This window comes from Variovorax sp. H27-G14, from assembly GCF_046156345.1.
GTDB lineage: Bacteria > Pseudomonadota > Gammaproteobacteria > Burkholderiales > Burkholderiaceae_C > Variovorax.
In genome coordinates, this window is record NZ_JAYLVN010000006.1 from 131,047 (window position 1) to 156,331 (window position 25,285).

24 protein-coding genes are annotated in these 25,285 nt (G+C 65.4%); 12 read left to right on the plus strand and 12 right to left on the minus strand.

Features of this window, described 5'->3' with window-relative positions; all coding sequences use genetic code 11:
• Positions 1–13 precede the first annotated feature (13 nt).
• The 8 genes from VLK31_RS17265 (at position 14) to flgL (ending at position 12,520) form a co-directional block, all read left to right on the plus strand.
• Positions 14–1,609, plus strand: a complete 1,596-nt coding sequence (locus VLK31_RS17265) for a methyl-accepting chemotaxis protein (RefSeq protein ID WP_409169640.1) — start codon at positions 14–16, stop codon at positions 1,607–1,609.
• Between the two features lie 18 nt (positions 1,610–1,627).
• Positions 1,628–3,250: a methyl-accepting chemotaxis protein gene (locus VLK31_RS17270; protein ID WP_409169641.1), complete on the plus strand. Its 1,623-nt coding sequence runs from the start codon at positions 1,628–1,630 to the stop codon at positions 3,248–3,250.
• Positions 3,251–3,306: 56 nt separating this feature from the next.
• Positions 3,307–3,822 (plus strand): chemotaxis protein CheW, encoded by a 516-nt coding sequence (locus VLK31_RS17275; protein WP_409169642.1) that lies wholly within the window; start codon positions 3,307–3,309, stop codon positions 3,820–3,822.
• A 55-nt stretch (positions 3,823–3,877) separates the two neighbouring features.
• Positions 3,878–5,545 (plus strand): methyl-accepting chemotaxis protein, encoded by a 1,668-nt coding sequence (locus tag VLK31_RS17280; RefSeq protein WP_409169643.1) that lies wholly within the window; start codon positions 3,878–3,880, stop codon positions 5,543–5,545.
• 65 nt (positions 5,546–5,610) lie between these two features.
• Positions 5,611–7,362, plus strand: coding sequence for a methyl-accepting chemotaxis protein (locus VLK31_RS17285; protein ID WP_409169781.1), 1,752 nt, complete (start codon positions 5,611–5,613; stop codon positions 7,360–7,362).
• A gap of 103 nt (positions 7,363–7,465) precedes the next feature.
• Entirely contained in the window at positions 7,466–9,190 is a 1,725-nt protein-coding gene (locus VLK31_RS17290; RefSeq protein ID WP_409169644.1) for a methyl-accepting chemotaxis protein, read from the plus strand.
• Between the two features lie 97 nt (positions 9,191–9,287).
• Positions 9,288–11,252, plus strand: coding sequence for a flagellar hook-associated protein FlgK (gene flgK / locus VLK31_RS17295; RefSeq protein ID WP_409169645.1), 1,965 nt, complete (start codon positions 9,288–9,290; stop codon positions 11,250–11,252).
• Between the two features lie 56 nt (positions 11,253–11,308).
• The gene (gene flgL / locus VLK31_RS17300) at positions 11,309–12,520 is read left to right on the plus strand and encodes a flagellar hook-associated protein FlgL (protein WP_409169646.1); all 1,212 of its coding nucleotides are present in this window, start codon (positions 11,309–11,311) and stop codon (positions 12,518–12,520) included.
• A 30-nt stretch (positions 12,521–12,550) separates the two neighbouring features.
• On the opposite strand, the gene VLK31_RS17305 is transcribed toward flgL, so the two are convergent.
• Positions 12,551–13,528: a LysR family transcriptional regulator gene (locus VLK31_RS17305; RefSeq protein WP_409169647.1), complete on the minus strand. Its 978-nt coding sequence runs from the start codon at positions 13,526–13,528 to the stop codon at positions 12,551–12,553.
• A 103-nt stretch (positions 13,529–13,631) separates the two neighbouring features.
• On the opposite strand from VLK31_RS17305, the gene VLK31_RS17310 reads away from it, so the two are divergent.
• The 4 genes from VLK31_RS17310 to VLK31_RS17325 all read left to right on the plus strand — a co-directional run bounded on the left by VLK31_RS17310 (position 13,632) and on the right by VLK31_RS17325 (position 17,367).
• On the plus strand, positions 13,632–14,735 hold the full coding sequence (locus VLK31_RS17310) for an alkene reductase (protein WP_409169648.1): 1,104 nt from the start codon (positions 13,632–13,634) through the stop codon (positions 14,733–14,735).
• 163 nt (positions 14,736–14,898) lie between these two features.
• The gene (locus VLK31_RS17315; RefSeq protein WP_409169649.1) at positions 14,899–15,282 is read left to right on the plus strand and encodes a nuclear transport factor 2 family protein; all 384 of its coding nucleotides are present in this window, start codon (positions 14,899–14,901) and stop codon (positions 15,280–15,282) included.
• Between the two features lie 39 nt (positions 15,283–15,321).
• Positions 15,322–16,341 carry an alpha/beta hydrolase gene (locus VLK31_RS17320; protein WP_409169650.1) on the plus strand — a complete coding sequence of 340 codons (1,020 nt, stop codon included), beginning with the start codon at positions 15,322–15,324 and terminating at the stop codon, positions 16,339–16,341.
• A 72-nt stretch (positions 16,342–16,413) separates the two neighbouring features.
• Complete coding sequence (locus tag VLK31_RS17325; RefSeq protein ID WP_409169651.1) at positions 16,414–17,367, plus strand: LysR family transcriptional regulator; 954 nt, start codon at positions 16,414–16,416, stop codon at positions 17,365–17,367.
• Here VLK31_RS17325 and VLK31_RS17330 read toward each other — a convergent pair.
• The 11 genes from VLK31_RS17330 to fliJ form a co-directional block, all read right to left on the minus strand.
• Positions 17,352–18,260, minus strand: a complete 909-nt coding sequence (locus tag VLK31_RS17330) for an amino acid ABC transporter substrate-binding protein (protein ID WP_409169652.1) — start codon at positions 18,258–18,260, stop codon at positions 17,352–17,354. The genes VLK31_RS17325 and VLK31_RS17330 overlap by 16 nt on opposite strands.
• A gap of 9 nt (positions 18,261–18,269) precedes the next feature.
• On the minus strand, positions 18,270–18,647 hold the full coding sequence (locus VLK31_RS17335) for a VOC family protein (protein WP_409169782.1): 378 nt from the start codon (positions 18,645–18,647) through the stop codon (positions 18,270–18,272).
• A gap of 199 nt (positions 18,648–18,846) precedes the next feature.
• The gene (gene fliR, locus VLK31_RS17340) at positions 18,847–19,632 is read right to left on the minus strand and encodes a flagellar biosynthetic protein FliR (RefSeq protein ID WP_409169783.1); all 786 of its coding nucleotides are present in this window, start codon (positions 19,630–19,632) and stop codon (positions 18,847–18,849) included.
• Positions 19,633–19,640: 8 nt separating this feature from the next.
• Positions 19,641–19,910: a flagellar biosynthesis protein FliQ gene (fliQ, locus tag VLK31_RS17345; protein ID WP_409169653.1), complete on the minus strand. Its 270-nt coding sequence runs from the start codon at positions 19,908–19,910 to the stop codon at positions 19,641–19,643.
• 10 nt (positions 19,911–19,920) lie between these two features.
• Complete coding sequence (gene fliP / locus VLK31_RS17350; RefSeq protein WP_409169784.1) at positions 19,921–20,652, minus strand: flagellar type III secretion system pore protein FliP; 732 nt, start codon at positions 20,650–20,652, stop codon at positions 19,921–19,923.
• Between the two features lie 23 nt (positions 20,653–20,675).
• Positions 20,676–21,131, minus strand: a complete 456-nt coding sequence (gene fliO / locus VLK31_RS17355; RefSeq protein WP_409169654.1) for a flagellar biosynthetic protein FliO — start codon at positions 21,129–21,131, stop codon at positions 20,676–20,678.
• 59 nt (positions 21,132–21,190) lie between these two features.
• Complete coding sequence (fliN, locus tag VLK31_RS17360) at positions 21,191–21,628, minus strand: flagellar motor switch protein FliN (RefSeq protein ID WP_409169655.1); 438 nt, start codon at positions 21,626–21,628, stop codon at positions 21,191–21,193.
• Complete coding sequence (fliM, locus tag VLK31_RS17365) at positions 21,621–22,619, minus strand: flagellar motor switch protein FliM (RefSeq protein ID WP_409169656.1); 999 nt, start codon at positions 22,617–22,619, stop codon at positions 21,621–21,623. Before fliM ends, fliN begins: the two co-directional genes overlap by 8 nt.
• A gap of 24 nt (positions 22,620–22,643) precedes the next feature.
• Positions 22,644–23,153, minus strand: a complete 510-nt coding sequence (gene fliL / locus VLK31_RS17370) for a flagellar basal body-associated protein FliL (RefSeq protein ID WP_409169657.1) — start codon at positions 23,151–23,153, stop codon at positions 22,644–22,646.
• A gap of 158 nt (positions 23,154–23,311) precedes the next feature.
• A complete protein-coding gene (locus VLK31_RS17375) occupies positions 23,312–24,781 on the minus strand; it encodes a flagellar hook-length control protein FliK (RefSeq protein ID WP_409169658.1) in 1,470 nt (489 codons plus the stop codon).
• Between the two features lie 16 nt (positions 24,782–24,797).
• A complete protein-coding gene (fliJ, locus tag VLK31_RS17380; protein ID WP_409169659.1) occupies positions 24,798–25,253 on the minus strand; it encodes a flagellar export protein FliJ in 456 nt (151 codons plus the stop codon).
• Positions 25,254–25,285 lie beyond the last annotated feature (32 nt).

A 25,285-nucleotide genomic window follows, 5' to 3' on the forward strand; every position in this document is an offset into this window, starting at 1 on the left:
ACGGAGAAATCAAATGCAGTGGTTCCAGAATTTGCGCGTGACCGTCAGGCTGATCCTCAGCTTTCTGGTGGTTGCGGCCATCGGCGCGGCGGTCAGCGCGCTCGGCATTTATCACATGGGCCGCATCAGCGACGCCACCCAGCGGCTGTACGCCAACGAGCTGCAGGCGCTGCAGGCCATTCAGGAGGCCAACATCCACCTGCTGTACGCCAGCCGTGCCCAGGTCACGCTGCTGTCGGCCGGCACGCGCGGCGAGCGCAACACGGGCGCCAACGAACTCAAGGCGTCGATGGAAAGCCTGTCGGCGCGCGCCGCCGAGGTGAAGCCCTTCTTCGAGGAGAGCGAGGAGGGCAAGAAGCTCTACGGCCAGTTCGAAACCCTGGTCGGCCCGCTGAAGGCGCACATGACCGACTTTGTGGCGCTGGTGTTCAAGCAGCCGCTGGACAGCTCGCAGTTCGACAACCAGGTGACCGAAGACAGCACGCGCCTGCTGAGGGAATCGCGCGGTGTGGAAGACGTGCTCAAGGGCATGGTCGCGCACAGCAAGGCGCTTGCGAAGGAAAGCGCCGAGCATGCCGCCGGCACCTACCAGACCTCGCGTCTGATGATGGTGGTGCTGGCGCTGGCTGGCATTCTGGTGAGCGTGGGCCTGGGCGTGGTGGTTGCGCGCCTGCTGGCGCGCCAGCTCGGCGGCGAGCCGGCCTACGCGGCCGACGTGGTCAGCCGCATCGCCAATGGCGACCTGTCGCTGGCAGTGGAGGCCGACGCGGCGCGTGACGGCAGCCTGCTGCATTCCATCAAGCAGATGCAGGCACAGCTGACCTCGATCGTCGGAAAGATCAAGGACTCCAGCGAAACCATTGCCACGGCGTCGGGGCAGATTGCGGCGGGCAACCAGGACCTGTCTTCGCGGACGGAAGAGCAAGCCAGTTCGCTGGAACAGACCGCTGCTTCGATGGAAGAGCTGACTTCGACGGTGAAGCAGAACGCCGACAACGCACGCCAGGCCAATCAGCTGGCCGTGTCGGCCTCCGAAGTGGCCGTGAAGGGCGGCAGCGTGGTCTCGCAAGTGGTCGACACCATGGGCTCCATCAATGCGTCGTCGAAGAAGATCGTCGACATCATCGGCGTGATCGACGGCATCGCGTTCCAGACGAACATCCTCGCGCTGAATGCGGCGGTGGAAGCCGCTCGTGCCGGTGAACAAGGCCGAGGCTTCGCGGTCGTGGCGTCTGAAGTTCGCAGCCTGGCGCAGCGCTCGGCCGCAGCGGCCAAGGAAATCAAGACGCTGATCGGCGACTCGGTGGAAAAGGTCGCCGAGGGCAGCAAGCAGGTGGCTGAAGCGGGCCGCACCATGGACGAGATCGTGGGCAGCGTGAAGCGCGTGACGGACATCATGGGCGAGATCACTTCCGCCAGCCAGGAGCAGACCTCGGGCATCGAGCAGATCAACCAGGCCATCTCGCAGATGGACCAGGTCACGCAGCAGAACGCCGCGCTGGTGGAAGAGGCTTCGGCCGCCGCCCAGTCGCTGCAGGAGCAGGCCGGCAGCCTGTCTGAAGTCGTGGGCGTGTTCCGCCTCGGCAACACCCAGTTGGCCTTGGCCTGACAGAGAAGCCCGACCATCATGCGTGTCAACTTGCCGGTCACCGGCACCGAATACCAACTTTCGCAAGACGCCGCCCTGGTGTCGCGCACCGACCTGAAGGGCCGCATCACCTACGTCAACCCGGCGTTCGTCGAGGCCAGCGGCTTCGACGCCGCCGAGCTCATGGGCAAGGCGCACAACATCGTGCGCCACCCCGACATGCCGCCAGAGGCCTTTGCCGACATGTGGCTGTCGCTGGGCCAGGGCCTGCCATGGACCGGCCTGGTGAAGAACCGGCGCAAGAGCGGCGACTTCTACTGGGTGCTGGCCAACGTCACGCCGCTGAGCCGCAACGGCCGCGTGCAGGGCTACATGTCGGTGCGCAGCAAGCCGGACCGTGCCGAGGTGGCCGAAGCCGATGCGCTGTACGCCAGCATGCGCGAAGGACAGGCGAAGGGCGTCGCGATCGTGCAGGGCGAAGTGGTGCAGCGCAGCTGGCTCAACCCGCTGGCGCAGCTGCGCCGCATTCCCGTGCGCAGCCGCGTGTTCGGCGTGACGGCGGTGGCTGCCGTGCTGTCTTTGGGGCTGGGTGCCGCGGGCTGGGCGACGGCGTCGCGGTTGGTGGCTGCGGCCGGCACGCACAGCGTGCTGCCGGGCGCCATTGCGGCCAGCAGCGTGGGCTTTGCGCTGGCCTGGCTGGGCCTGGGCCGGTTCCTGGGCCGCACGGTGTTTCGCCCGCTCGACGAGGCGGTGCATGTGGCGCGCGCCATTGCGGGCGGCGACCTGGCGCGCTTCGAGGTGCGGCGCGGCGACGAAATTACCGGGCTCTTGCGCGCACTCAACCAGATGAGCGCCAACCTGTTCGCCATCGTGTCGGACGTGGGTGTGAACGTGGCCGGCGTGATGTCGGCGTCGAACCAGATCGCCTCGGGCAACGAAGACCTGTCTTCGCGCACCGAGCAGCAGGCCAGCTCGCTGGAGCAGACGGCGGCGTCGATGGAAGAGCTCACCTCCACCGTGAAGCAGAACGCGGACAACGCACGCCAGGCCAATCAGCTGGCCGTGTCGGCCTCCGAAGTGGCGGTGAAGGGCGGCAACGTGGTGTCGCAGGTGGTGGACACCATGGGCTCCATCAATGCGTCGTCCAGGAAGATCGTGGACATCATCGGCGTGATCGACGGCATCGCGTTCCAGACGAACATCCTCGCGCTGAACGCGGCGGTGGAAGCCGCGCGTGCCGGCGAGCAGGGCAAGGGCTTTGCCGTGGTGGCGTCGGAGGTGCGCAACCTCGCGCAGCGCTCGGCCTCCGCGGCCAAGGAAATCAAGACGCTGATCGGCGACTCGGTGCAGAAGGTCGAGGCCGGCAGCAAGCAGGTGGCCGAAGCGGGCCGCACGATGCAGGAGATCGTGGGCAGCGTGAAGCGTGTGACCGACATCATGGGCGAGATCACCACCGCCAGCCAGGAGCAGACCTCCGGCATCGAGCAGATCAACCAGGCCATCTCGCAGATGGACCAGGTGACCCAACAGAACGCAGCGCTGGTGGAGGAGGCCACGGCCACCGCCCAGTTGCTGCAGGAACAGGCCGACGGCCTGGTGAAGGCCGTGCGCGTGTTCCGCGCCGACGCGGGCCAGCAGGCCGAAATTGCGCAGGCCGCATAAGCCCCGCCGACCCCCCCACACATATACCCAACAGATTCAACCCGGAGAAGAACCCCATGCTCAACAAGGCAAAAGACCCACTCAAACAAGCCGCTTCGTCGTCCGCCGCCGCCGGCGCCCGCCTGGAGGTTGTGACCTTCAAGCTGGGCGAAGAGGAATACGGCATCGACATTCAGAAGGTGCAGGAGCTGCGCGGCTACGACGCGGTCACGCGCATTGCCAATGCGCCGGACTACATCAAGGGCGTGGTCAACCTGCGCGGCATCATCGTGCCGATCATCGACATGCGCATCAAGTTCAAGCTGGGCGACCCGACGTACGACCAGTTCACGGTGGTGATCGTGCTGAACATCGGTGGGCGCGTGGTGGGCATGGTGGTGGACAGCGTGTCGGACGTGATCACGCTCACGGCCGAGCAGATCAAGCCGGCGCCGGAAATGGGCTCGGTGCTGGACGCCGACTACCTCATCGGCCTGGGCACGCTGGACGAGCGGATGCTGATTCTGGTGGACATCGACCGCCTGATGTCCAGCGACGAAATGGGCCTGGTCGAGGCCGCCGCCACCGCCTGACACCCGGCTGAACCTCTGCTCATACCCCGCCCCACATTCGCCTGAAGCCCCCGCCATGAACTTCCTCGCCAACCTTCGCATCGGCGCCCGGCTGATGGTGGCTTTTGCCATCGTGCTGGGCCTGACCATTGTCTCGACCACCATCGCCCTTGTCTCCGCCCGCAACAACGCGGAGGCCACCCGGCTGATGATGCAAAGCCCGCTTGCCAAGGAGCGGCTCATCTCCGACTGGTACGTGCTCACCTACTCGGCCATTGCGCGCACCTCGATGATTGCGCGCACCACCGACGAGACCCTGCCCGTGACCTTTGCGGCCGTGATTTCGGAGAGCGTGAAGAAGGGCAGCGAGACCATCGCCAAGGTGGAGCCGCTGCTGTTCACCGACGAGGAGAAGGCGACCTTCAAGTCCATCCTGGCGTTGCGCGCGAAGTACCAGGCGGGCAAGGACGAGGTGAGCAAGGCCAAGGCGAGCGGCAACGCGGCCGAAACGGCGCGCGCCTTCAACGACGTGTTTCAGCCGGCCGCCAAGGCCTACGAGACCGGCGTGCTCGATCTGCTGTCGATCGAGCGGCGCGACATCGACCGCATGAGCCAGGCCATCGATGCGGCCAATGCCCACAGCTTCAACCTGCAGCTGCTGCTGACCGTGCTGACGGTGGTGTGCGGCAGCATCTTCGCGTTCTTCATCTCGCGCAGCATCGTTCGCCCGCTGGCGCGTGCCGTCGAGGTGGCCGAAACGGTGGCCGCGGGCGACCTGAGCGCAAACATTCGCGTGGACAGCCGCGACGAGGCCGGCCAGCTCATGCAGGCGCTGAAGAACATGAACACCAACCTGGCCAAGGTGGTGGGCGAAGTGCGCACGGGCACGGAGACGATTGCCACGGCGTCGGGGCAGATTGCGGCGGGCAACCAGGACCTGTCTTCGCGCACCGAAGAGCAGGCCAGCTCGCTGGAGCAGACGGCTGCGTCGATGGAAGAACTCACTTCGACCGTGAAGCAGAACGCGGACAACGCACGCCAGGCCAATCAGCTGGCCATGTCGGCGTCGGCAGTGGCCGTGAAGGGTGGCAGCGTGGTGTCGCAAGTGGTCGACACCATGGGCTCGATCAATGCATCTTCCAAGAAGATCGTCGACATCATCGGCGTGATCGATGGCATCGCGTTTCAGACCAACATCCTTGCGTTGAACGCGGCGGTGGAAGCCGCACGTGCAGGTGAACAAGGCCGTGGCTTCGCAGTCGTGGCATCTGAAGTTCGCAGCCTCGCGCAGCGCTCCGCTGCGGCAGCGAAGGAAATCAAGACCCTCATCGGCGACTCCGTGGAGAAGGTCGAAGAGGGCAGCAAGCAAGTGGCCGAAGCCGGCCGCACCATGGACGAAATTGTCGGCAGCGTGAAGCGCGTGACCGACATCATGGGCGAGATCACCTCGGCCAGCCAGGAGCAGACCTCCGGCATCGAACAGATCAACCAGGCCATCGCACAGATGGACCAGGTCACCCAACAGAACGCCGCGCTGGTGGAAGAGGCTTCGGCCGCCGCCCAGTCGCTGCAGGAACAAGCCGGCAGCCTCGTGCAGGCCGTGAGCATTTTCAAGCTGGGCACGGACGCACAGTCCGCGCCCCGCACGCAGGCCAAGGCGTTGCCGGCCTCCCGACAGAAGATCGCCAGGGCCGCTGCACCGCAGCTGGCCGTGGCGGCTGCCGGGGACTGGCGCGAATTCTGAGTCGCGTGCACTGCAAGAACAACCAATAACAGCATCTGGCCTTCCCCGGGCCGCTAGGAAAAATCATCAAAGCCTTCTACAACCTCAAGATCGCGACCAAGCTGCTTGTGTCGTTCATCGCCGTCCTTGTGTTGACGGCTTGTGTGGGCGCCGTTTCGGTGCTGCAACTGAGCAAGGTCCACGACATGTCGACGGACCTTGCCACCAACTGGATGCCGGCGACACGTTCGCTGCTCGAGATGAAGAACCTGGTGTCGCGCTTTCGCACCCAGGAGCTGCAGCACATTCTGTCGCGCTCGACCGTTGAAATGACCAACTACGAGAAGTCGATGGACACGACCTGGGCCGCGCTGCAGAAGAGCCGCGCCGAGTACCAGACGCTGATTTCCGAGCCGGAAGAGCGCGCGGTCTACCCCGTGTTTGAAAAGCTGCTGGCCGAGTACGGCCTGGAGCACAACAAGATCCTTGCGATCTCGCACACGCAGGACAGCGAGCAGGCGACCACGCTCAGCCGTGGCAAGTCGCTGCAACTGAACCGCGAGATCAACGACGCGCTGGACAAGCTGACCGAAGTGAACGTGACCGGCGCCGTGCGCGCGGGCGAAACCGCCGACACGGTGTATGCGCAAGCCCGCCTCTGGGTGCTGAGCCTGCTGGTGGGTTGCATCCTGCTCGGCCTGGCGCTGGCGATGTGGATCGCGCGCATCGTGGCGCGTCCGCTGGCCGAGGCCGTGAAGGTGGCGCAGGCAGTGGCCGCCGGCGACCTGACCAGCCGCATCGAGTCGCAGACCACCGACGAAACCGGCCAGCTGCTGCAGGCCCTGCGCGGCATGAACGACAGCCTGCTGAAGATCGTGGGCGAAGTGCGCACCGGCACCGACACCATCGCGACGGCGTCGAGCCAGATTGCGTCGGGCAACCAAGACCTGTCTTCGCGCACCGAAGAGCAAGCCAGCTCGCTGGAACAAACAGCGGCGTCGATGGAAGAACTGACTTCGACCGTGAAGCAGAACGCGGACAACGCACGCCAGGCCAACCAGCTGGCCGTGTCGGCGTCTGAAGTGGCGGTGAAGGGTGGCAGCGTGGTGTCCCAAGTGGTGGGCACCATGGGCTCCATCAATGCGTCGTCCAAAAAGATCGTCGACATCATCGGCGTGATCGACGGCATCGCGTTCCAGACGAACATTCTTGCGCTGAACGCGGCCGTGGAAGCGGCGCGCGCGGGTGAACAAGGCCGTGGCTTCGCGGTCGTGGCCTCCGAAGTTCGCAGCCTGGCCCAGCGCTCCGCTGCGGCAGCCAAGGAAATCAAGACGCTGATCGGCGACTCGGTCGAGAAGGTCGAAGAGGGCAGCAAGCAGGTGGAAGAGGCCGGCCGCACGATGGAAGAAATCGTCGGCAGCGTGAAGCGCGTGACGGACATCATGGGCGAGATCACCGCGGCGAGCCAGGAACAAACTTCGGGCATCGAGCAGATCAACCAGGCCATCTCGCAGATGGATCAGGTGACCCAACAGAACGCCGCGCTGGTGGAAGAGGCTTCGGCCGCCGCCCAGTCGCTGCAGGAACAAGCCGGCAGCCTGGTGCAGGCCGTGAGCATCTTCAAGATGGACCACAACGCAGTCGTCGTGCGCACGCCGTTCACCCGGCTCACGCCGATTGCCAAGCCAGGCCAATCTTCCAAGGTCGGCAGCTTTGCCAAGCCCGCGCTCAAGCGCCCGTCCGCGGCGGCCCTGTCGGGGCGCCGCGAACCCGGTGCGGGCGCTGCGCCCAAGCTGGCCGTGACCAGCGACGCCAAGGGCGACTGGACCGAGTTCTAGCAACAACAAGAAGCCCCCTGCCGGCGGGCCCGTGCCGACAACGAACAGACAACGCCGCATGTCGCGGCGAGATTCGCACCCGTTCTGAAAGAGAAGAAATCAAATGAGTTTGAAGAACATGAAAATCGGCGCCCGCCTGGGCCTTGGCTTTGCAACCATGCTGTTGCTGATGGCGGTCATTGCCGGCACGGGCCTCATACACCTGGCCAGCGTGGGCAGGGCCACGGACGAGATGATCGAGAACGCGCTGGTCAAGGAGCGCCTGGCCAACCAGTGGTCCAACCTGCTGGGCCCCAGCATCGTGCGGTCGTTCGCGATGGTGAAGGCCACCGACCCCAAGGTGGTGGCCTACTTTGCCAAGGCCCGCGCCGACAGCTCCGCGCTGATCAACCCGGTGCAGAAAAAGCTCGAGACCATGCTGACCTCGCCGGAAGAGAAGAAGCTCTACGCTGGCGTGGCCGATGCGCGCGCGGCCGTGCTGGTGACCATCGAGAAGATCAACAAGCTCAAGCTTGCGGAGCAGAACGACGAAGCCACGGCGATGGCCGACAACCAGTTCGCCCCGGAGCTCGTGGTGTACGAAGACGCGGTGGCCAAGCTGGCCGCGCACCAGCGCGAAAAAATCGATGTGCTGTCCAAGGGCATTGCCGCCGATCACGCGGTCGGCCAGACCACGCTGTGGGGCCTGTCGGCACTGGCGCTGGTGCTGGGCGCGCTGTTGGCCTGGCGCCTCACGCTGGGCATCGTGCGCCCGCTGGGCCATGCGGTGACGGTCGCCGAAACGGTGGCCTCGGGCGACCTGAGCACCGACATTCGCGTGGAAAGCCGCGACGAGGCGGGCCAGCTGATGCAGGCGCTGCGCGAGATGAACGCCAGCCTGTCGAAGGTGGTGGGCGAAGTGCGCATGGGCACCGAGACCATCGCCACGGCGTCGGGGCAGATTGCCTCGGGCAACCAGGATCTTTCTTCGCGCACCGAAGAGCAAGCCAGTTCGCTGGAGCAGACCGCTGCGTCGATGGAAGAGCTCACCTCGACCGTGAAGCAGAACGCCGACAACGCGCGTCAAGCGAACCAGTTGGCTGTGTCGGCCTCCGCAGTGGCGGTGAAGGGCGGCAGCGTCGTGTCCCAGGTGGTCGACACCATGGGCTCGATCAATGCGTCGTCCAAGAAGATCGTCGACATCATTGCGGTGATCGACGGCATCGCGTTCCAGACCAACATCCTGGCGTTGAACGCGGCCGTGGAAGCGGCTCGCGCCGGTGAACAAGGCCGAGGCTTCGCTGTCGTGGCTTCGGAAGTTCGCAGCCTGGCGCAGCGCTCTGCTGCGGCAGCGAAGGAAATCAAGACCCTCATCGGCGACTCGGTCGAAAAGGTCGAAGAGGGCAGCAAGCAGGTCGCCGAAGCCGGCCGCACCATGGACGAAATCGTTGGCAGCGTGCAGCGCGTGACGGACATCATGGGCGAGATCACCGCCGCCAGCCAGGAGCAAACCTCCGGCATCGAGCAGATCAACCAGGCCATCTCGCAGATGGACCAGGTCACGCAGCAGAACGCCGCGCTGGTGGAAGAGGCTTCGGCCGCCGCCCAGTCGCTGCAGGAACAGGCCGGCAGCCTGGTGCAGGCCGTGAGCATCTTCAAGCTCGACCGCAACGCCGTGGCCTCGCCGCGCGCGGCGTTCACACCCATCACGCCCATTGCGAAGGTGGCCAGGGCCGCGCCGCGGCGCCCGGCCAAGGCGCTGCCGTCGCGCCGGCATGAAGGCAACGCACCCGCCGCGCCGCGTCTGGCCGCAACGGCCGAAGCCAAAGGCGACTGGACCGAGTTCTGACCCTCAACTTTCGGCGGGCGCTGCCGATATAGAGAACAAGGCCCCGCGGCGCAGCGCCGCGATGCCACCCCTACACCCTATCGACAGGTAAAGCCTTATGTCCGGAAGTTTGTTCAATACAGGTCTGAGCGGTCTCAGCGTCGCTCGCACCGCACTGATGACCACGGCCCACAACACCGCCAACGTGTACACCGCCGGCTACAGCCGCCAGGTGGCAGAGATCTCCACGGGCGGTGCCATCTCCAGCGGTTCGGGCTTCATCGGCTCGGGCGCCAACGTGACGACCGTGACGCGCAGCTACGACCGCTACCTCACGGCGCAACTGGGCACCGCGCAGTCGGCCTCGGCCGCGCTGGCCACCAACAGCGTGCAGATCAACCGCATCGACACGCTGCTGGCCGACAAGACCTCCGGCATCGCACCGCTGATGCAGGCCTTCTTCACCAGCGTGCAGGGCGTGGCCAACACGCCGGCCGACCCGGCCGCGCGCCAGCAGATGATCAGCTCGGCGCAGGCGCTGTCGAGCAAGTTCCGCTCGACCGACCAGTACCTGTCGGACCTGAACTCCTCGGTGAACGAGCAGATCGTGGGCAGCGTGGACCAGATCAACACCTACGCCACCAAGATTGCCGGGCTGAACCAGCAGATCAGCCAGCTCAGCGCCATGGCCGGCGGCCAGCCGCCCAACGACCTGCTCGACCAGCGCGACCAGCTCGTGAGCGAGCTGAGCCAGGTGGTCGACGTGAAGGTGCTGCAGCAGGACAACGGCAAGTACAACGTGTTCATCGCCACCGGCCAGTCGCTGGTGGTGGGCGACTACGCCTCGCAGATGGAGGCCGTCAACTCCGCGGCCGACCCGTCGCGCAAGGCCATTGCACTGAAGGGCTTTGCCGGCAACATCAGCGAGCTGCCCGACACCGCCATCACCGGCGGCGTGCTGGGCGGGCTGTTGAACTTTCGGCGCGACACGCTCATTCCCACGCAGAACGCCGTGGGTCGGCTCGCCATGTCGGTGGCCGACGCGGTGAACACGCAGCACAAGCTGGGTGTGGACCTGACCGGCGCGCTGGGCAAGGACTTCTTCACGCAGTCCACGCCCGCCGTGCTGACCAACGCACGCAACGGCGGCAACCTGGAGTTTGGCGCCACGCTGTCCGACGCCTCCAAGCTCACGACCAGCGACTACAACGTGGCCGTCACCAACGTGGCCGGCACGCTCACCTACTCGGTCACCCGGCTTTCGGACAAAACGTCGATGGGCACTTTCACCACCTTCCCCATTACCTTCGACGGCGTGAGCCTCACGGCCGCCAGCGGCACCGCGCAGGCCGGCGACTCGTTCCTGGTGCAGCCCACGCGCACCGGCGCACGCGACCTCGACGTGCTCACGCTCGACCCGGCCAAGGTGGCCGCCGCATCGCCCGTCGTCACGGGCAACACGTCCGGCAACAAGGGCAGCGGCGCACTGAGCGCGGCCACCGTGGACACCAGCTACGCCAGCACGCCGCTGGCCGGCCCGGTCACGCTGAGCTACGACGCCACCAGTGGCACCGTCTCGGGCTTTCCGGCCACCTCCGCCGTGACCGTGACGCTGGCCAACGGCACCAGCACCAGCTACGCCGCGGGCACGGCCGTGCCGTTCACCGCAGGCGCCAAGATGAGCTTCGACGGCATCACCGTCGGCATGAGCGGCACACCCGCGCAGGGCGACACCTTCACCATCGGCAAGAACACCTCGGGCGTGTCCGACAACAGCAACGCGCTGGCGCTGGGCGCCCTGCAGCGCAAGACGCTGATGTCGGGCGGCACGGCCACCTTCAACGGTGCTTATTCGCAGTTGGTGAGCGACGTGGGCAACCGCGCCATGGCGGTCAAGGTGGCGGCCACCACGCAGGACAGCGTGACGGGGCAGATCAAGGCCAGCCAGCAATCGATCTCCGGTGTGAACCAGGACGAGGAAACCGCCAACCTGCTGATGTTCCAGCAGATGTACCAGGCCAATGCCAAGGTGATCCAGACCGCGTCGACCATCTTCGACGCGATTCTCGGCATCAGCAACTGAGCCCCCATTCCGTACCGATTTAAGTACCGATTCAAGTACCGATTCAGGACACCGCGATGCGCATCAGCACCCAATCCTTCTACGACCAGAACGTCAGCGCCATGGGCCTGCAACAGCAAAAGCTGTTCCGCGTGCAGCAGCAGCTGGCCACCAACTCCAAGTTCCTCACGGCCGGCGACGACCCGGTGGGCGCCGCGCGCGCGCTGGGCGTCACGCAAACACTGTCGGAGAACGCGCAGTACGCCACCAGCCGCCAGCGCGCGTCGCTGTCGCTGTCGACCGAAGAGAACGCACTGAACTCGGTCACTTCGATCCTGCAGAACATCAAGACGCTGACCGTGGCGGCCGGCAACGGCACCATCTCGGACGCCGACCGCGGCTCGCTCGCCACCACCATCCAGAGCGCGCTCGACCAGCTGGTGGGCGTGGCCAACTCGGACGACGGCAACGGGCAGTTTCTGTTCGGCGGCTACAAGAGCGGCACGGCGCCGTTCGTGCCGGCCGCGGGTGGCGGCGTGCAGTACGTGGGCGACCAGGGCCAGCGGCTGATGCAGGTCGACGTGGCGCGCCAGCTCTCCACCTCGGACGACGGGCGCAGCGTGTTCCAGACGGTGCAGGGCGGCGCGGGCTACGTGACCGCGGGCGCGGCCGGCAACACCGGCACCGGCGTGTTCGGCTCGGTGGGCGTGAAAGACGCCGCCAACGCCGACTTCGGCAAAGACTTCAGCGTGAGCTTTGCCGGCGGCAACTACTCGGTGTCGACCAAGGACACGCCCCCCGTGGTGGTGGCCGGCGGCCTGTACACAGAAGGCCAGCCCATCTCCTTCGGCGGCGTGCAGATGACCTTCACCGGCACGCCCGCCAGCGGCGACAGCTTCGACGTGTCGACCGCCAAGAACGCCGGCACCGACATCTTCGCGTCCATCGGTGCGCTGGTGAGCGCGCTGCGCACGCCGCTCACCGGCGGCGGCGCGGCGGCCCAGGCCAAGCTGCAGAACGCCTTGAGCACGGCCAACGTGAAGGTGACGAACGCGCACGACAACGTGCTCACGGTGCTGTCGTCGGTGGGCTCGCGCCAGACCGAAATCGACGCGCTGGACACTGCGGGCGCGGCCAGCAAGCTGCAGGAAGAAAGCTACCGCTCCAGCATCGAAGACCTGGACCCGTACAGCGCCATTGCGGAGTTCTACCAGCGCCAGTCGTCGCTGCAGGCCACGCAGATGACGTTTGCCAAGCTCAACAGCATTGCGCTGTTCAATTACCTGTAAGCGAGAAGGCGGGGCCTTGGGGTTTCAAGGTCACGAAGCTCTTTTGCCATTGGAATTGGCATCGAGCATGAAATCAATGAATGTGCGGAGCTTTCCCGGCATGTATTTGCGATGCGGGTAGTACAGATGAAAGGCATCGTCCATTCCGCTGTACTGCTTGAGAATCTGCCGCAATTGGCCGCTGGCCAATTCCTGTTTGGCAAAAGCCTCGAATACGAAACCGATGCCGTGCCCCTGTACGGCGGCGTCCAGCACAGACCTCATTTCGTCGAAAACAAGACGCCCCTGCACATCGATTTGAACCATTTGGCCGCCTGAATCGAATTTCCATTCGAACCAGCGGCTTCCAATGGAATAGCGTTGTCGAATGCAGTCGTGGTGCAGCAGATCGTCGAGGGTCTTCGGTTCTTTTCGCTCTTTGAAATAATCCGGGGCAGCCACCACGATTCTTTTTTGTACCGGGCCCAGCTGCATGGCCACCATGTCGTTCTGCACTCGCTTGCCCATGCGTATGCCGATGTCGAAGCCGGCATTCACGATATCGCCGAGCACGTTGTCCAAAGATATTTCGACATTGATCAACGGGTAATTCACCAGAAATTCTTTTAGCTGCGGCTCGATAAAAAGCCGATAGGCCACGTACGAGGAATTGACGCGCACGGTGCCGGACGGCTGATCGGCTGCCAGCGAAGCATCTGACAATGAATTTCTGATCATTGCCAGCGCGGGTGCCATTTTCGAATTCAGCGACGAACCCGCCTCGGTCAGGCTGACGCTGCGCGTTGTGCGATTGAACAGCCGCACATTCAATTGCGCTTCCAGGATCTTGATGGTGCGCGACACCGCCGTGGGCGTGACGCCCAATTCTGTTGCAGCCCGGGCAAAGTTCAAATGCCGCGCCGCCGCCTCGAACGTCAGCAGCCCCGGAAGATGCACCGGTGGCGAGGCGAGCGCCACGCCCGTGCGGCCAGGCGTCGCCACATCCGGGATTGTGAGCTTTTCGTTCATACGCTATCTCCGTTTCTGACTATTTACGTCATTATTGCCGGACCTGATACTGCTGACTTCACATCAATTGTTCGCGCAACCTGGTTGCCGAACGGGAACGGAAATGAAGCTCAGCAGTTCTTTCAGCGACCTTTTTTCGCCAGTGGCCATGGGTGCGCTGACACTCGCAAACCGCATCGTCATGGCGCCGCTCACTCGCAGCCGCATGGGCCCCGATGGCGTGCCCAACGAAATGCATGCCCGTTACTACGCACAGCGGGCCAGCGCAGGCTTGATCGTCAGTGAAGCCACCAACATCTCGGCGCAAGGGCGCGGCTATGCGCTGACGCCAGGCATCTGGACGCAAGCACAAGTGGCCGGCTGGAAAACGGTGACAGACGCGGTGCACGCAGCCGGTGGTCTCATCGTGTGCCAGCTGTGGCATGTGGGCCGTTTCTCGCATGTCGACCTGCAGCCGGATGGGGCCGCCCCGGTGGCACCTTCTGCCATTCGGGCAGAAGGGCAGACCTATACCGAACATGGAATGCTGGATGTGTCGATGCCGCGTGCATTGGAAACGTCCGAAATTCCTGGAATCATCCAGCAATACCGGCATGCCGCGGAATGCGCAAAGCGCGCCGGATTCGACGGTGTGGAAGTGCATTCGGCCAACAGTTATTTGCTGGATCAATTCCTGCGCGATTCGACCAATCAGCGTACCGACGAATACGGTGGAAGCATCGAGAACCGCAGCCGGCTCACGCTGGAAGTGACTGCTGCGGTGGTCGAGGTGTGGGGCCACGACCGTGTCGGTATTCGGCTTTCCCCCGTGACGCCGGACGCGGGCAATACGCCGCTCGACAGCCAGGTGATGCAAACGTACGGCCATTTGATCGATCAATTGAATGGTTTCGAATTGGCATACATGCATTTTGTGGAGGGCGCCACGGCCACCTCGCGGTCCGTGCCCGAAGGCATAGACCTCGACGCATTGCGCGCACGATTCAATGGTCCTTATATCGGCAACAACAATTACGACTTCGACCTTGCGGTGGCTCGCCGGGCCGAAGGCAAGGTCGACGCCGTCGCATTTGGCCGTCCATTCATTGCCAACCCTGATCTGGTTCATCGTTTGAAAGTGGGCGCCGAGCTGGCAATTGCACCGCGAGATACCTATTACGGCAATGGCGCAAAGGGTTACACCGACTGGCCTGCGCTCGCGGACTGAAGAAATGATCCATATGCAATGAACAGCCAATCAATTCGAGTGAATTAGAGTGAAAAAGATCTTTATAAAGACTTTGATTTTTGCGGCAGTCGCTGTTGGCTTGAGCAGCACCGCTCAAGCCGCGGACTCGCCGACCCTACCCCCAACCAACCAAGGAAAAACCATGAGCAAGACCACGTACGTGCAGGACTACCAGGCCATCTCCGAAGTGCTGAACAAGTACATCGAAGGCTGCAAGCAGGCCAAGAGCAGCATCATGAAATCCGCTTTCGACCCGAAGGCGACGATGTACAGCGTCGGCGCCGACGGCAAGCTGGCCGGCGGCCCGATCGCTCTGCTGTTCGAGGGCATCGACAAGGACTTTCGCCCGTCGCCCGACGCCCAGGCCGCGATCACCCGCATCGAGATCGTGGGTACGGCGGCCAGTGCCCGCATCGACGCCAACGGCATGTCGGGCCTTTCGTTCACCGACTTCTTTCATCTGTTGAAGGTCGATGGCCAGTGGACGGTGATCAGCAAGATCTTTCAACCGCATGCAGCGGATTGACCAGGGTCTTGCGCCTCGCACGCTCGCTGAAAAAACATCATGAACACCCTCGCTTCCGCTGGAACTGTTTCCGTCCCGACCCTGTACGGCGGGAATGCCTCCGCAGCTGAGCTGGTCGGCGTCGAACACAACACGGCCAAGTTCCTGCAAGCCCTCGAAGGCGGCAAGCCGCTCGAGTCCATGACGCCAACCGATGCACGCGCCGCGCTGGTGGCCGCGCAGGCTGGCCCCCAGGTGGTGTTGCCGGCCGCGGACGTCAGCGAAAAGACGATCCGCGTCAACGGCGGCGACCTGAAGCTGACCATCGTGCGCCCGGCAGGCAGCGAACAGCAGACCCTGCCCGCGTTCATGTTCTTCCACGGCGGCGGCTGGGTGCTGGGCGACTTCCCGACCCACGAACGGATGGTGCGCGACCTGGTGGCGGGCTCGGGTGCGGTGGCGGTTTTCGTCGACTACACGCTGTCGCCCGAGGCGGCATTCGGCGTCGCCATCGAGCAAGCCTATGCCGCGACCCGATGGGTGGCCGAGCATGGCGAGCAGATCAATGTCGACGGCAAGCGCCTGGCCGTGGTTGGCAACAGTGCGGGCGGCAACATGGCCGCCGTGGTGGCCTTGATGGCCAACGAGAAGGGCACGCCTGCACTGCGCGCGCAGGTGCTGCTGTGTCCGGTAACGAATGCCGACTTCGACACGCCGTCTTACAAGCAGTTTGCCAACGGCTACTTCCTGACGAAGGACTTGATGGCCTGGTTCTGGAACAACTACACCACCGACGCCAAGGCACGCAGGCAGATGCACGCTTCGCCGCTGCGGGCGACGACCGAGCAGCTCAAGGGCTTGCCGCCGACGCTGATACAGACCGCCGAGTTCGATGTGCTGCGCGACGAGGCCGAAGCCTACGGCCGCAAGCTCGACGCCGCGGGCGTGCCGGTTAAGTCGGTGCGCTACAACGGCATGATTCACGATTTCGGTTTGTTGAACGTGTTCAGCCATCTGCCTGCGCCCCGCAGCGCAATGGCGCAGGCAGCGCAAGAGCTCAAGGCCAACCTGGGCACCTGACCGACCGCATGGTTGTATGCGCTTCGTCGATGTGCGATTGACCGGAGCATCGATGTTTGCGATGCTCGATTCGTGATCAGCGAACTCAAAACCTTCATCGCCGTGTGCAAGCACGGCACCTTTTCCGCAGCTGGAGACCGCATCGGGCTCACGCAGTCCGCGGTGAGCAGCCAGATCAAGCGGCTTGAAGAGGCGCTGGGTTTCGAGCTGTTCGATCGCACCGGGCGCTCCGCCACCCTGAACGTTGCGGGTCAGACGACCTTGCCGCGTGCGGAGGAAATCTGTGCGTTGTTCGCAAAGCTAGGAGAGCTCCCTCAGGACAGTGCCACGAGTGGATTGCTGCGAATAGGTGCTATCGCCTCGTCGCAACCCACCTTGCTCGCGCGTGCGCTCGAGCGGCTGCGCAAGGCCTTTCCGTTGGTGCGCGTGCACGTGTCGCCCGGTGTGTCGATGCGGCTGATGGACGACCTGGACGCGGGCAAGATCGATGCGGCGGTGATCATCCGCCCCCCTTTCGGCATGCCTTCCGACCTGACGTGGCAAGCGCTGATCCACGAGCCTTTTGTGCTTGTCGTGCCCAAGGCGGCGCCCGCGACGAGGGACTGGCGCGCACTGATCCAGCAGCAGCCGTTCCTGCGCTATGACAGGGCTTCTTTCGGCGGGCGAATGGTCGAGGGATTTCTTCGCCGCGAGCGGCTGGTGGTCAACGACGCGATCGAGATCGACGAAATTTCAGGGCTGATTCATCTGGCTTCCAAGGGCCTGGGCGTTGCGCTTGTGCCCCTGGTCGAGGCGCATCTGCCGCTGCCCGCAGGGGTGCGGGTCGTTTCGCTGGGAGAGTTCACCTTCTACCGGGAGATTGGTCTGCTTCAACGCAAGCCAAGGGTCAGCCCGCCGATCGTGGCCCATTTTGCGCAGCACCTGCGCGATGCAGCCGACGCGCAGCCAAGCAACCCCCTGGTGCAGAAACTTCGTCGCGCCGCTGCATCGGGGCGGCGCGACGGTCCGCATCAGCGCGCCTCGTAAGCCTCCAGCGGCTTGTCAGACGGCGCGGCCCATGCGGCCTTGGTCATCGCGTTGGCCGGCAACCCCACCTTCGAGCCACTGGGCGGAATCGGCTGCATGAACCACTTGTCGTAGATGCGCGAAACATCACCGCTTTTGGCGAGCGCAAGAATGCTGTCGTCGACCACCTTCTTGAATGCAGGGTCGCCCTTGCGGAACATGATGGCGATGGGCTCCACGCTCAGCACCTGGTCCAGCAGCTTGTACTTCTCGGGCTCCTTGCTCTTGGAGATCAGCGTCGCCAGGATCTGGCCGTCGGCAACAAACGCTTCGGCGCGGCCACCTTCAAGCAGCAGGAAGCCTTCGCTGTTGTCCTTCGACAGCACTTCGGAGACGCCGGCAACGCCGTCGCGCCCGAGCTTTCGCAGCGCTTGCACGGAGGTACTGCCGGTGGTGGCCGCAACCGTCTTGCCAGCCAACTGTGCGGGGGATGCGATGCCCGAGGCTGTCTTGACGGCGATGCGGATGCCCTCGACATACAACGTGGGCGCGAATGCAACGTCCTTCTGCCGCGCGGCATTGTTGGTCGTGGTCCCGCACTCGATGTCCACCGTGCCGTTCTGCACCAGAGGAAGTCGGTTCTGCGGCGTCACGAGCTGGTACTTCACATCGATCTTGTCGAGCTGCGCCGCCTTCTTGATGTCGGCAATGACTCGCTCACAGATCTCGACATGAAAGCCCGTGTACTTTCCGGGCCCGAGCGTGAACGACATGGCGCCAGAGGCATCGCGCACGCCCATCGTGATGGCGCCTGCCTCCTTGACCTTGGCCAAGGTGTCCGACTGGGCCGAGGCAGACGCGCAGGCGACCAGCATGGCAGCCAAGGCCACGCACTTCATGTTGCGATTGATCATGAAGCTCTTTCAGCGCGCGAACAGCGAGCTCAGGTCCGCGAAGGACTTCATCTCGATGGCGTTGCCCGAGGGGTCCAGGAAGAACATCGTCGCCTGCTCGCCGGGCTCGCCCTTGAAGCGGATGTAGGGCTCGATGACGAAGGCGGTCTTGCGCGCCACCAGCTTGTCGGCCATGAGCTGCCACTGATCCATGGGAATGATCGCGCCGAAGTGACGCACCGGCACGTCGTGCCCGTCCACCGCGCTGCTCTGGCGGTGGCCGCATTCGTCGGGTGCCAAGTGGGCGACGATCTGATGGCCGTAGAAATCGAAGTCGACCCATTCCGGCGCGCTGCGACCTTCCGGACAGCCGAGCAGTTCGCCGTAGAACGCACGAGCTTCGGCGATGTCGCGCACAGGAAACGCCAGGTGGAATGGAATGCGGGTGGTTGCGGTGGACACGGAGATTTCCCATCGGGAGAGTTGCAGTGGGGGCAACTCTAAGGACGGTCTTCGATGAACGAAAACGATTTATTTTGCTGGTGAGCAGCATAAAAATCGATGGATCGCCAAGAGCGCGGCCATTGGGGACCAGTGCAGAAAATCCCTACGGACGCAGCCCCTGCGTGAACCTCAGCATGTTGGCAATAGCCTCCGCAAACCTCGGCTCCAGAAACGCCGCCAGGTTCGGCATCAGCAACTGCAGCATGAAGATGCCCGCCAGCAGCGTCAGCGGAAAGCCCACCGCGAAGATGCTGAACTGCGGCGACGCGCGGTTCAGGATGCCCATGGCCAGGTTCAGCGTGAGCAGCGCGGTCACCAGTGGCAGCGCCAGCATCAGCCCGCTGGAGAAGATGTCGCCCGCGGCCAGCACCAGAAACAGCCAGCCGCCCGCGGCCATGCGGCCTTCGGAGATGGGCAGTGTGCTGAAGCTCTCGGCCAGCGCGTTCACCATGAGCAGGTGGCCGTCCAGCGCCAGAAAAATAAGCATCGCCAGCATGTTCAGCAGGCGCGACACCACCATGGTGCTGCCGCGGCTCATGGGGTCGAAGAACGAGGCGAACGACAGGCCCATCTGCAGGCCGATGTATTCGCCCGCGGCCAGCACGGCGGTGAACACCAGCTTCATCGAGAAGCCCATGGCCGCGCCAATGAGCACCTGTTGCACCACGATCCACAGGCCGCCGGCGGAGACCACCGGCACGGCCGGAAACGCGCCCAGCGTGGGCGCGATCACAAAGGTGAGCATCACGGCGACCGCCACCTTCACCGGGCGCGGCACCCACACCTCGCCGAAGATGGGCGAGGTGCTCACCAGCGCGAGCATGCGAACGAACGGCCACAGGAAGGCCACCATCCAGCCCTCGAGCTGGGCCGAGGTGACGGAGACGATCGACGGCGTCACGCCACCAGCTGCGGAATGCCGGCGAACAGCGCGCGCATGTAGTCGAGCATGCGGTCGAGCATCCAGGGGCCCGCGACGACCAGCGTGGCAAACACGGCCAGCAGCTTCGGAATGAAGGACAGCGTGGCTTCGTTGATCTGCGTGGCGGCCTGGAAGATGCTCACGATCAGGCCGATGACCAGCGCCACCAGCAGCAGCGGCGCGCCCAGCAGCAGCGATATTTCCATGGCCCGGTGGCCCATGGTCATGACGATTTCGGGGGTCATGTCGGGGTACCTAAAGGTAGAAGCTCTGCGCCAGCGCGCCGATGAGCAGCTGCCAGCCGTCGGCCAGCACGAACAGCATCAGCTTGAAGGGCAGCGCAATGGACGCGGGCGGCACCATCATCATGCCCATGGACATCAGCACGCTGGCCACCACCAGGTCGATGATGAGAAACGGAATGAAGATGGTGAAGCCGATCTGGAACGCGGTCTTCAGCTCGCTGATGACGAAGGACGGCAGCAGAATGCGCAGCGGCACGTCTTCCGGGCCCTGCATGTCGGGCACCTTGGCCAGGCGCGCGAACAGGGCCAGGTCGCTTTCGCGGGTCTGCTTGAGCATGAAGGTCTTGAAGGGGGCAATGCCGCGCTCCAGTGCCTTGTCGGCGCTGATCTTGTTCTCGGAGAAGGGCACGTAGGCGTCGGTGTAGGCCTTGTCGAGCACCGGTGCCATCACGAAGAAGGTGAGAAACAAAGACAGCCCCACCAGCACCTGGTTGGGCGGCGAGGTCTGCGTGCCGATGGCGGTGCGCAGCAGGCCCATCACGATCAATATGCGCGTGAAGCTGGTCATCGACAGCAGCATCGCGGGCAGAAAGGTGAGCGAGGTGAGCAGCACCATGGTCTGCACGCTCAGCGACCAGGTCTGGCTGCCGCCGGGGCCGGGCGTGCTGGTGAGGCCGGGCAGGCCCTGGGTCCAGGCCACGGCGGGCAACGCGGCGGCGGCAAGCAGCAGCGCGGCTCGCAGGCCGCGGCGCAATGCGGAATGCGTCATGGGGCGGTATGCGCCTTGCCCGTGAGGGCCTCGCGCAGCTTGCGGGCAAAGAGTTCGACAGGGTTGTTGGGGGCACCGGGCATGCGTGACGCGGCAGCAGCCGGTTGCACGTGCTGCACCTGCGCGGGCAGGGCGTGCAGCATGTTGACCTGGCTGGACGTGACGCCCAGCACCAGCCACTGGTCGCCCACCTCCACCACGACCACGCGCTCGCGCTGGCCGACCGAGGCACTGGACACCACCTTCACCAGGTGCCCGCCGCCCAGGCGCTGCAGCCCGAAGCGGCGCGCCGCCCAGGCGCACAGAAAAATCAACCCGACCACCACCGCCATGCCAAAGCCGGCCTGCAGCAGGCCACCCGCGCCGACCGCGCTGGGCGTGGCTTCATGCACGGGCGTGGGCACGGTGGGCAGCGCGGCATGCGCGGTGCGTACCGTGAGAACGGCAAGCATGCACAGCGCCGGCAGCACCGCCGCCCGGGCCCGCAGCTGTGGCAGTAGGCAACGCACGCTCATGTGCGCGCGAGCTTCTGCATGCGCTCGGAGGGGGTGACGATGTCGGTCAGCCGAATGCCGTACTTCTCGTTCACCACCACCACTTCGCCCTGGGCGATGAGGTAGCCGTTGATCAGCACGTCCAGCGGCTGGCCGGCCAAGCCGTCCAGCTCCACCACGGAGCCCTGCGACAGCTGCAGCAGGCTCTTGATGGTGATGCGGGTGCGGCCGATTTCGGCGGTGAGCTGCACGGGCACGTCGAGCACGCGCGCAATGTCCACCGGCGTGGTGCTGGAGGGCGCGTGCGCCGGCTCCTGAATCTGCTGGAAGACCTGCGCAGTGGCGGGGGCCACGGCGGGTTCGGGCACTGCCGGTGCGGTGGCTGCGGTCTGTTCGGCCAGCGCGCTGGCCCAGTCGTCCGCGTCGCTGCTGGCGGAAGAGGTGTTGTCAGTCATGGTCGTTCTTCAAATCGCTGTCTTGGTGGGAGATCATGTTTTGCACGCGCAGGGCGTAGCGCTCGTTGGCGGTGCCGTAGCCGCACTCCATCACGGGCACGCCGCCAACCTTGGCAACGACGGTGGTCGGCAGTTCGATGGGAAGCACGTCGCCAACCTGCAGCTTCATCACTTCGCCCAGGGTGGAGGGCATGGTGACGAAGTCGGCAATCAGCTCGACGTCGGCGGCCTGCATCTGGCGCGACATCTGCGTCACCCAGCGCTTGTCGACCTCGACCTCGTCCTGGATCGGGTTGGACAGCAGGTCGCGAATGGGCTCGATCATCGAGTAGGGAATGCACACGTGCAGAAAGCCGCCCACGGGGCCGAACTCGATCTGCAGCGTGGTGTTGATCACCACCTCGTTGGGCGCCACGATGTTGGCCAGCTTGCCGTGCATTTCCGCGCGCACGTAGTCGAAGTCCAGCGGAAACACCGGCTGCCAGGCGTCGCCGTAGCACTGCAGGGACAGGTCGAGCAGGCGCTTGATGATGCGTTGCTCGGTGCGCGTGAAGTCGCGGCCTTCCACGCGCACGTGGTAGCGCCCGTCGCTGCCGAACAGGTTGTCCACCACGAGGAACACCAGCTTCGGGTCGAACACGAAGAGGGCGGTGCCGCGCAGCGGCTTCATGTGAATCATGTTGATGTTCGCGGGCACCGGCAGGTGCCGCACGAACTCGCCGTACTGCTGGATCTGCACCGGCCCCACCGAAATGTCGGGGCTGCGGCGCATGAAGTTCAGCAGCGCGCTGCGCAGGCCACGCGCAAAGCGGTCGTTGATGACCTCCAGCGTGTGCATGCGGTTGCGCACCACGCGGTCGGGCGCGCCGAGGTCGTAGGCCGGCAGGCCGTCCCTGGGCGGCTTGGGAGCCACCACCGGATCGACTTCGCCGGTGACGCCCTGCAGGAGAGCGTCGACCTCGTCCTGGGAAAGCACCTGTTCATACGCCATGGGTCGCTTGTCCGGAGAAGAAGGTCACTGCACCACGAAGGTGTTGAAAGACACGTTGGAGATGCCCAGCGCCGGCTGGCCCACGCCCAGCGGCGTGTTCAGCGTGGTGCGGATCTCCTCGGCCAGCTTGGCCTTGCCCTCGGGCGTGACCAGCGTGTCGGGCGTGCGGTTGGACAGCAGCATGAGCAGGCGGCTGCGCAGCTCGGGCATGAACTCCACGATCTGCGCCTTGGTCTGCTCGTCGGGCAGGCGCAGCGCCATGCCGATCTGCAGAAAGCGGGCGCGGCCTTCGGACTGCAGGTTTACCGTGATGGGCTCCAGCGTGAGGAAGATCGGCTTTTCAGGCGCGGGCGGCTTCGCGTGCTCGGCCGATGCGGGCGCCGGGTTCATGAAGCGGGGAATGAAGGTGTACGCGGCTGCGCTGGCGGCCGCGAGGCCGACGGCAATCACGACCCCGATCAGCAGCTTCGAGGAGCGGCGTGGGGCCGATGGTGCGGCCGAAGCGGCGGTTGCGACAGGAGTGGAGGTAGCCATGGTGATGCGGTATTACGAGTCCGGCCTATTCTTTGCGAAGTGCCCCGCGAACGAACGGCCGAACAAGCGCACAAAGGCGTGTCATATCCGTTCATTGCGCGCCGGGCAGGGCGCGCGCGGGGGATGGGGTGTGGGGCAGGGGGCGTGTACGCCAGCGGTCAGGCGAAGGTATCGACGCCAGCGCCCGCATTGGCGGCAGGGCTCGGGCGTGCGGCGGCCACGCTGGCCACCGGCGCGCTGGCGGCACCGCGGCCCGCGCCGGGGTAGCTGGCGGCCTGCTGGCGGGCGGCGTTCTGTTGCTGTTGTTGCTGCTGCGCAAACGCGGCGTCCTGCCCGCTGGCCTGGCGCGTGTCGGCGCCCACGGAGGTCTGGCCCAGGGTGATGCCTTGTTCAGACAGCGCGGTGCGCAGTTGCGGCAGCGCAGCCTCCACGGCCTTGCGCACGCTTTCGTGGGCCGACACGAACATGGCCTGCGCCTGGTTGTCGCCCAGTTGCAGCGTGACCTTGAGCGGACCGAGGCCGGCCGGGTTGAGGCTCAGCTCGGCCGTGTGGTTGCCGGTGGTGCTCATGCGCGCCATCTGCTGGCCGAGCGCGGCGCCCCATTTGTCGCTGCCCACTTCGGGAGCGAGGCTGTGCACCGGCGCGCGGGTGGCGGCGGCTTCGTCCGCGCGGGCGGCCGAGGCCGTGTTGGCGGCGGTCTGCTGCAGCGCGAAGGCGGTTGTGGGCGACTGGCTGTCGGTGCCGGCGCTGGTGTCGGCGTCTGCCCCGGTGGCGTTCACCGCGGCCTGCACGGCGGCGGCGGTCACGTTGGCGGTGTCGGCCTTGGCATCGGCACTGGCGCCTGGGCCGGCCTTGGGTTGCGTGGCGCTGGCCAGCTGCTCGGCGGCGGTGGCGCTCACGGCGCGCGGGCCGGTGCGGCCGGGGGCTGCGGTTCCGACGGCCGGGCTGGCCGGCGCGCCGGTTTTTGCGGTGCCGACGGTCATGGCCTGTGCGGCGACGGCGGCGCGTGCCACGTCCTGCAGCGAAGCGGTGGGTGCGGCGTCGGCCGGGGCGTCCGTCGCGGCGGTCGCGGTGGCTGCAGGCTTGGCGGCATCCTTGGCCGCGGCATCGGTGTCGGGCACGGCCTTGGCGTTCGCGGCCAGTGCGGCGGCCGCGGCGGCGTCGGACGTGCCGGCCTGGGCCTTGGCGAGCGGGTCGATGGCGGCGGTGGCCGCGGCAGCAGCTGCCGCATCCGCGGGCAGGTCGGTGGCCGCGACGGTGCCGTCGGCAACGCCCTTGCCGTCGGCCTGTGCCGCCGCGCGTCCCGCCAGGGTCAGCGCATGCAGCGGCGAGTTGGCCGGGGCCAGAAAGGCGAGGTTGGGGTCGGCGGGCAGGGCGTCCTTGGCCTCGTCGTCAGCGCCGGGCTTGCGCGCGGGCTTGCGTTCGGCGGTGGCCACGCTGGCGCCGTCCTCTGACGAGCTCTGCGTGCGCTGGCCGTGGTTGCCGTTGGCGCGCGAGCGCTCCAGCGCGGCGCCAAAGCCTTGGCCCTGTGCTTCGTCCGTGGCGCGGTTGCGCGAGCCTGCCTGCGCGGCCGACGTGCTGCCGCTGGTCGATGCAACGGCGGGCGAGATCATGGGCATGGGGGGCATGTCGGTTCCTGGAGATTCAATGGGTCGGGTGCGAGGCACGGTCGAAGAACTTGCGCGCCGCGCGTTCGTCGCTGTCGCGCTGCTCGCGCTTGTTCGCGGCCATCATTTCCTGGGCGCGCACGCGCTCGGCCAGGGTGTCGAAGGAGCTCAGGCGGCGCTTTTGCTGCTGCCAGTCGACGCGCCCGCTGTCCAGCCGGGTCTCGGTCTGCGTGGCAATGGCGCGCTGCTGCTCGATGGCGCCGTCCAGCGTGCCCAGAAAGTTGCGGTAGTTGCGCCACTGCGAGGAGGGCAGGCCGTCGCGCATCAGCGCGTCGAGCTGGTTGTGATAGTCCTGGCGGTACTGCAGCAGCAGCTCGAGCTTCTGGTTGGCGCTGAGGTGCGCGCTCTGCAGCGCGCCCAGGCGCCGCGCGGCGTCGTCCGTCTGCGTGTGGGCCAGGTCGATCAGCATGCCGAGGGGGAGCTTGCGGGTCATGGAAGAAGTCCTTGGGTGGTGTCGGGTGGGCG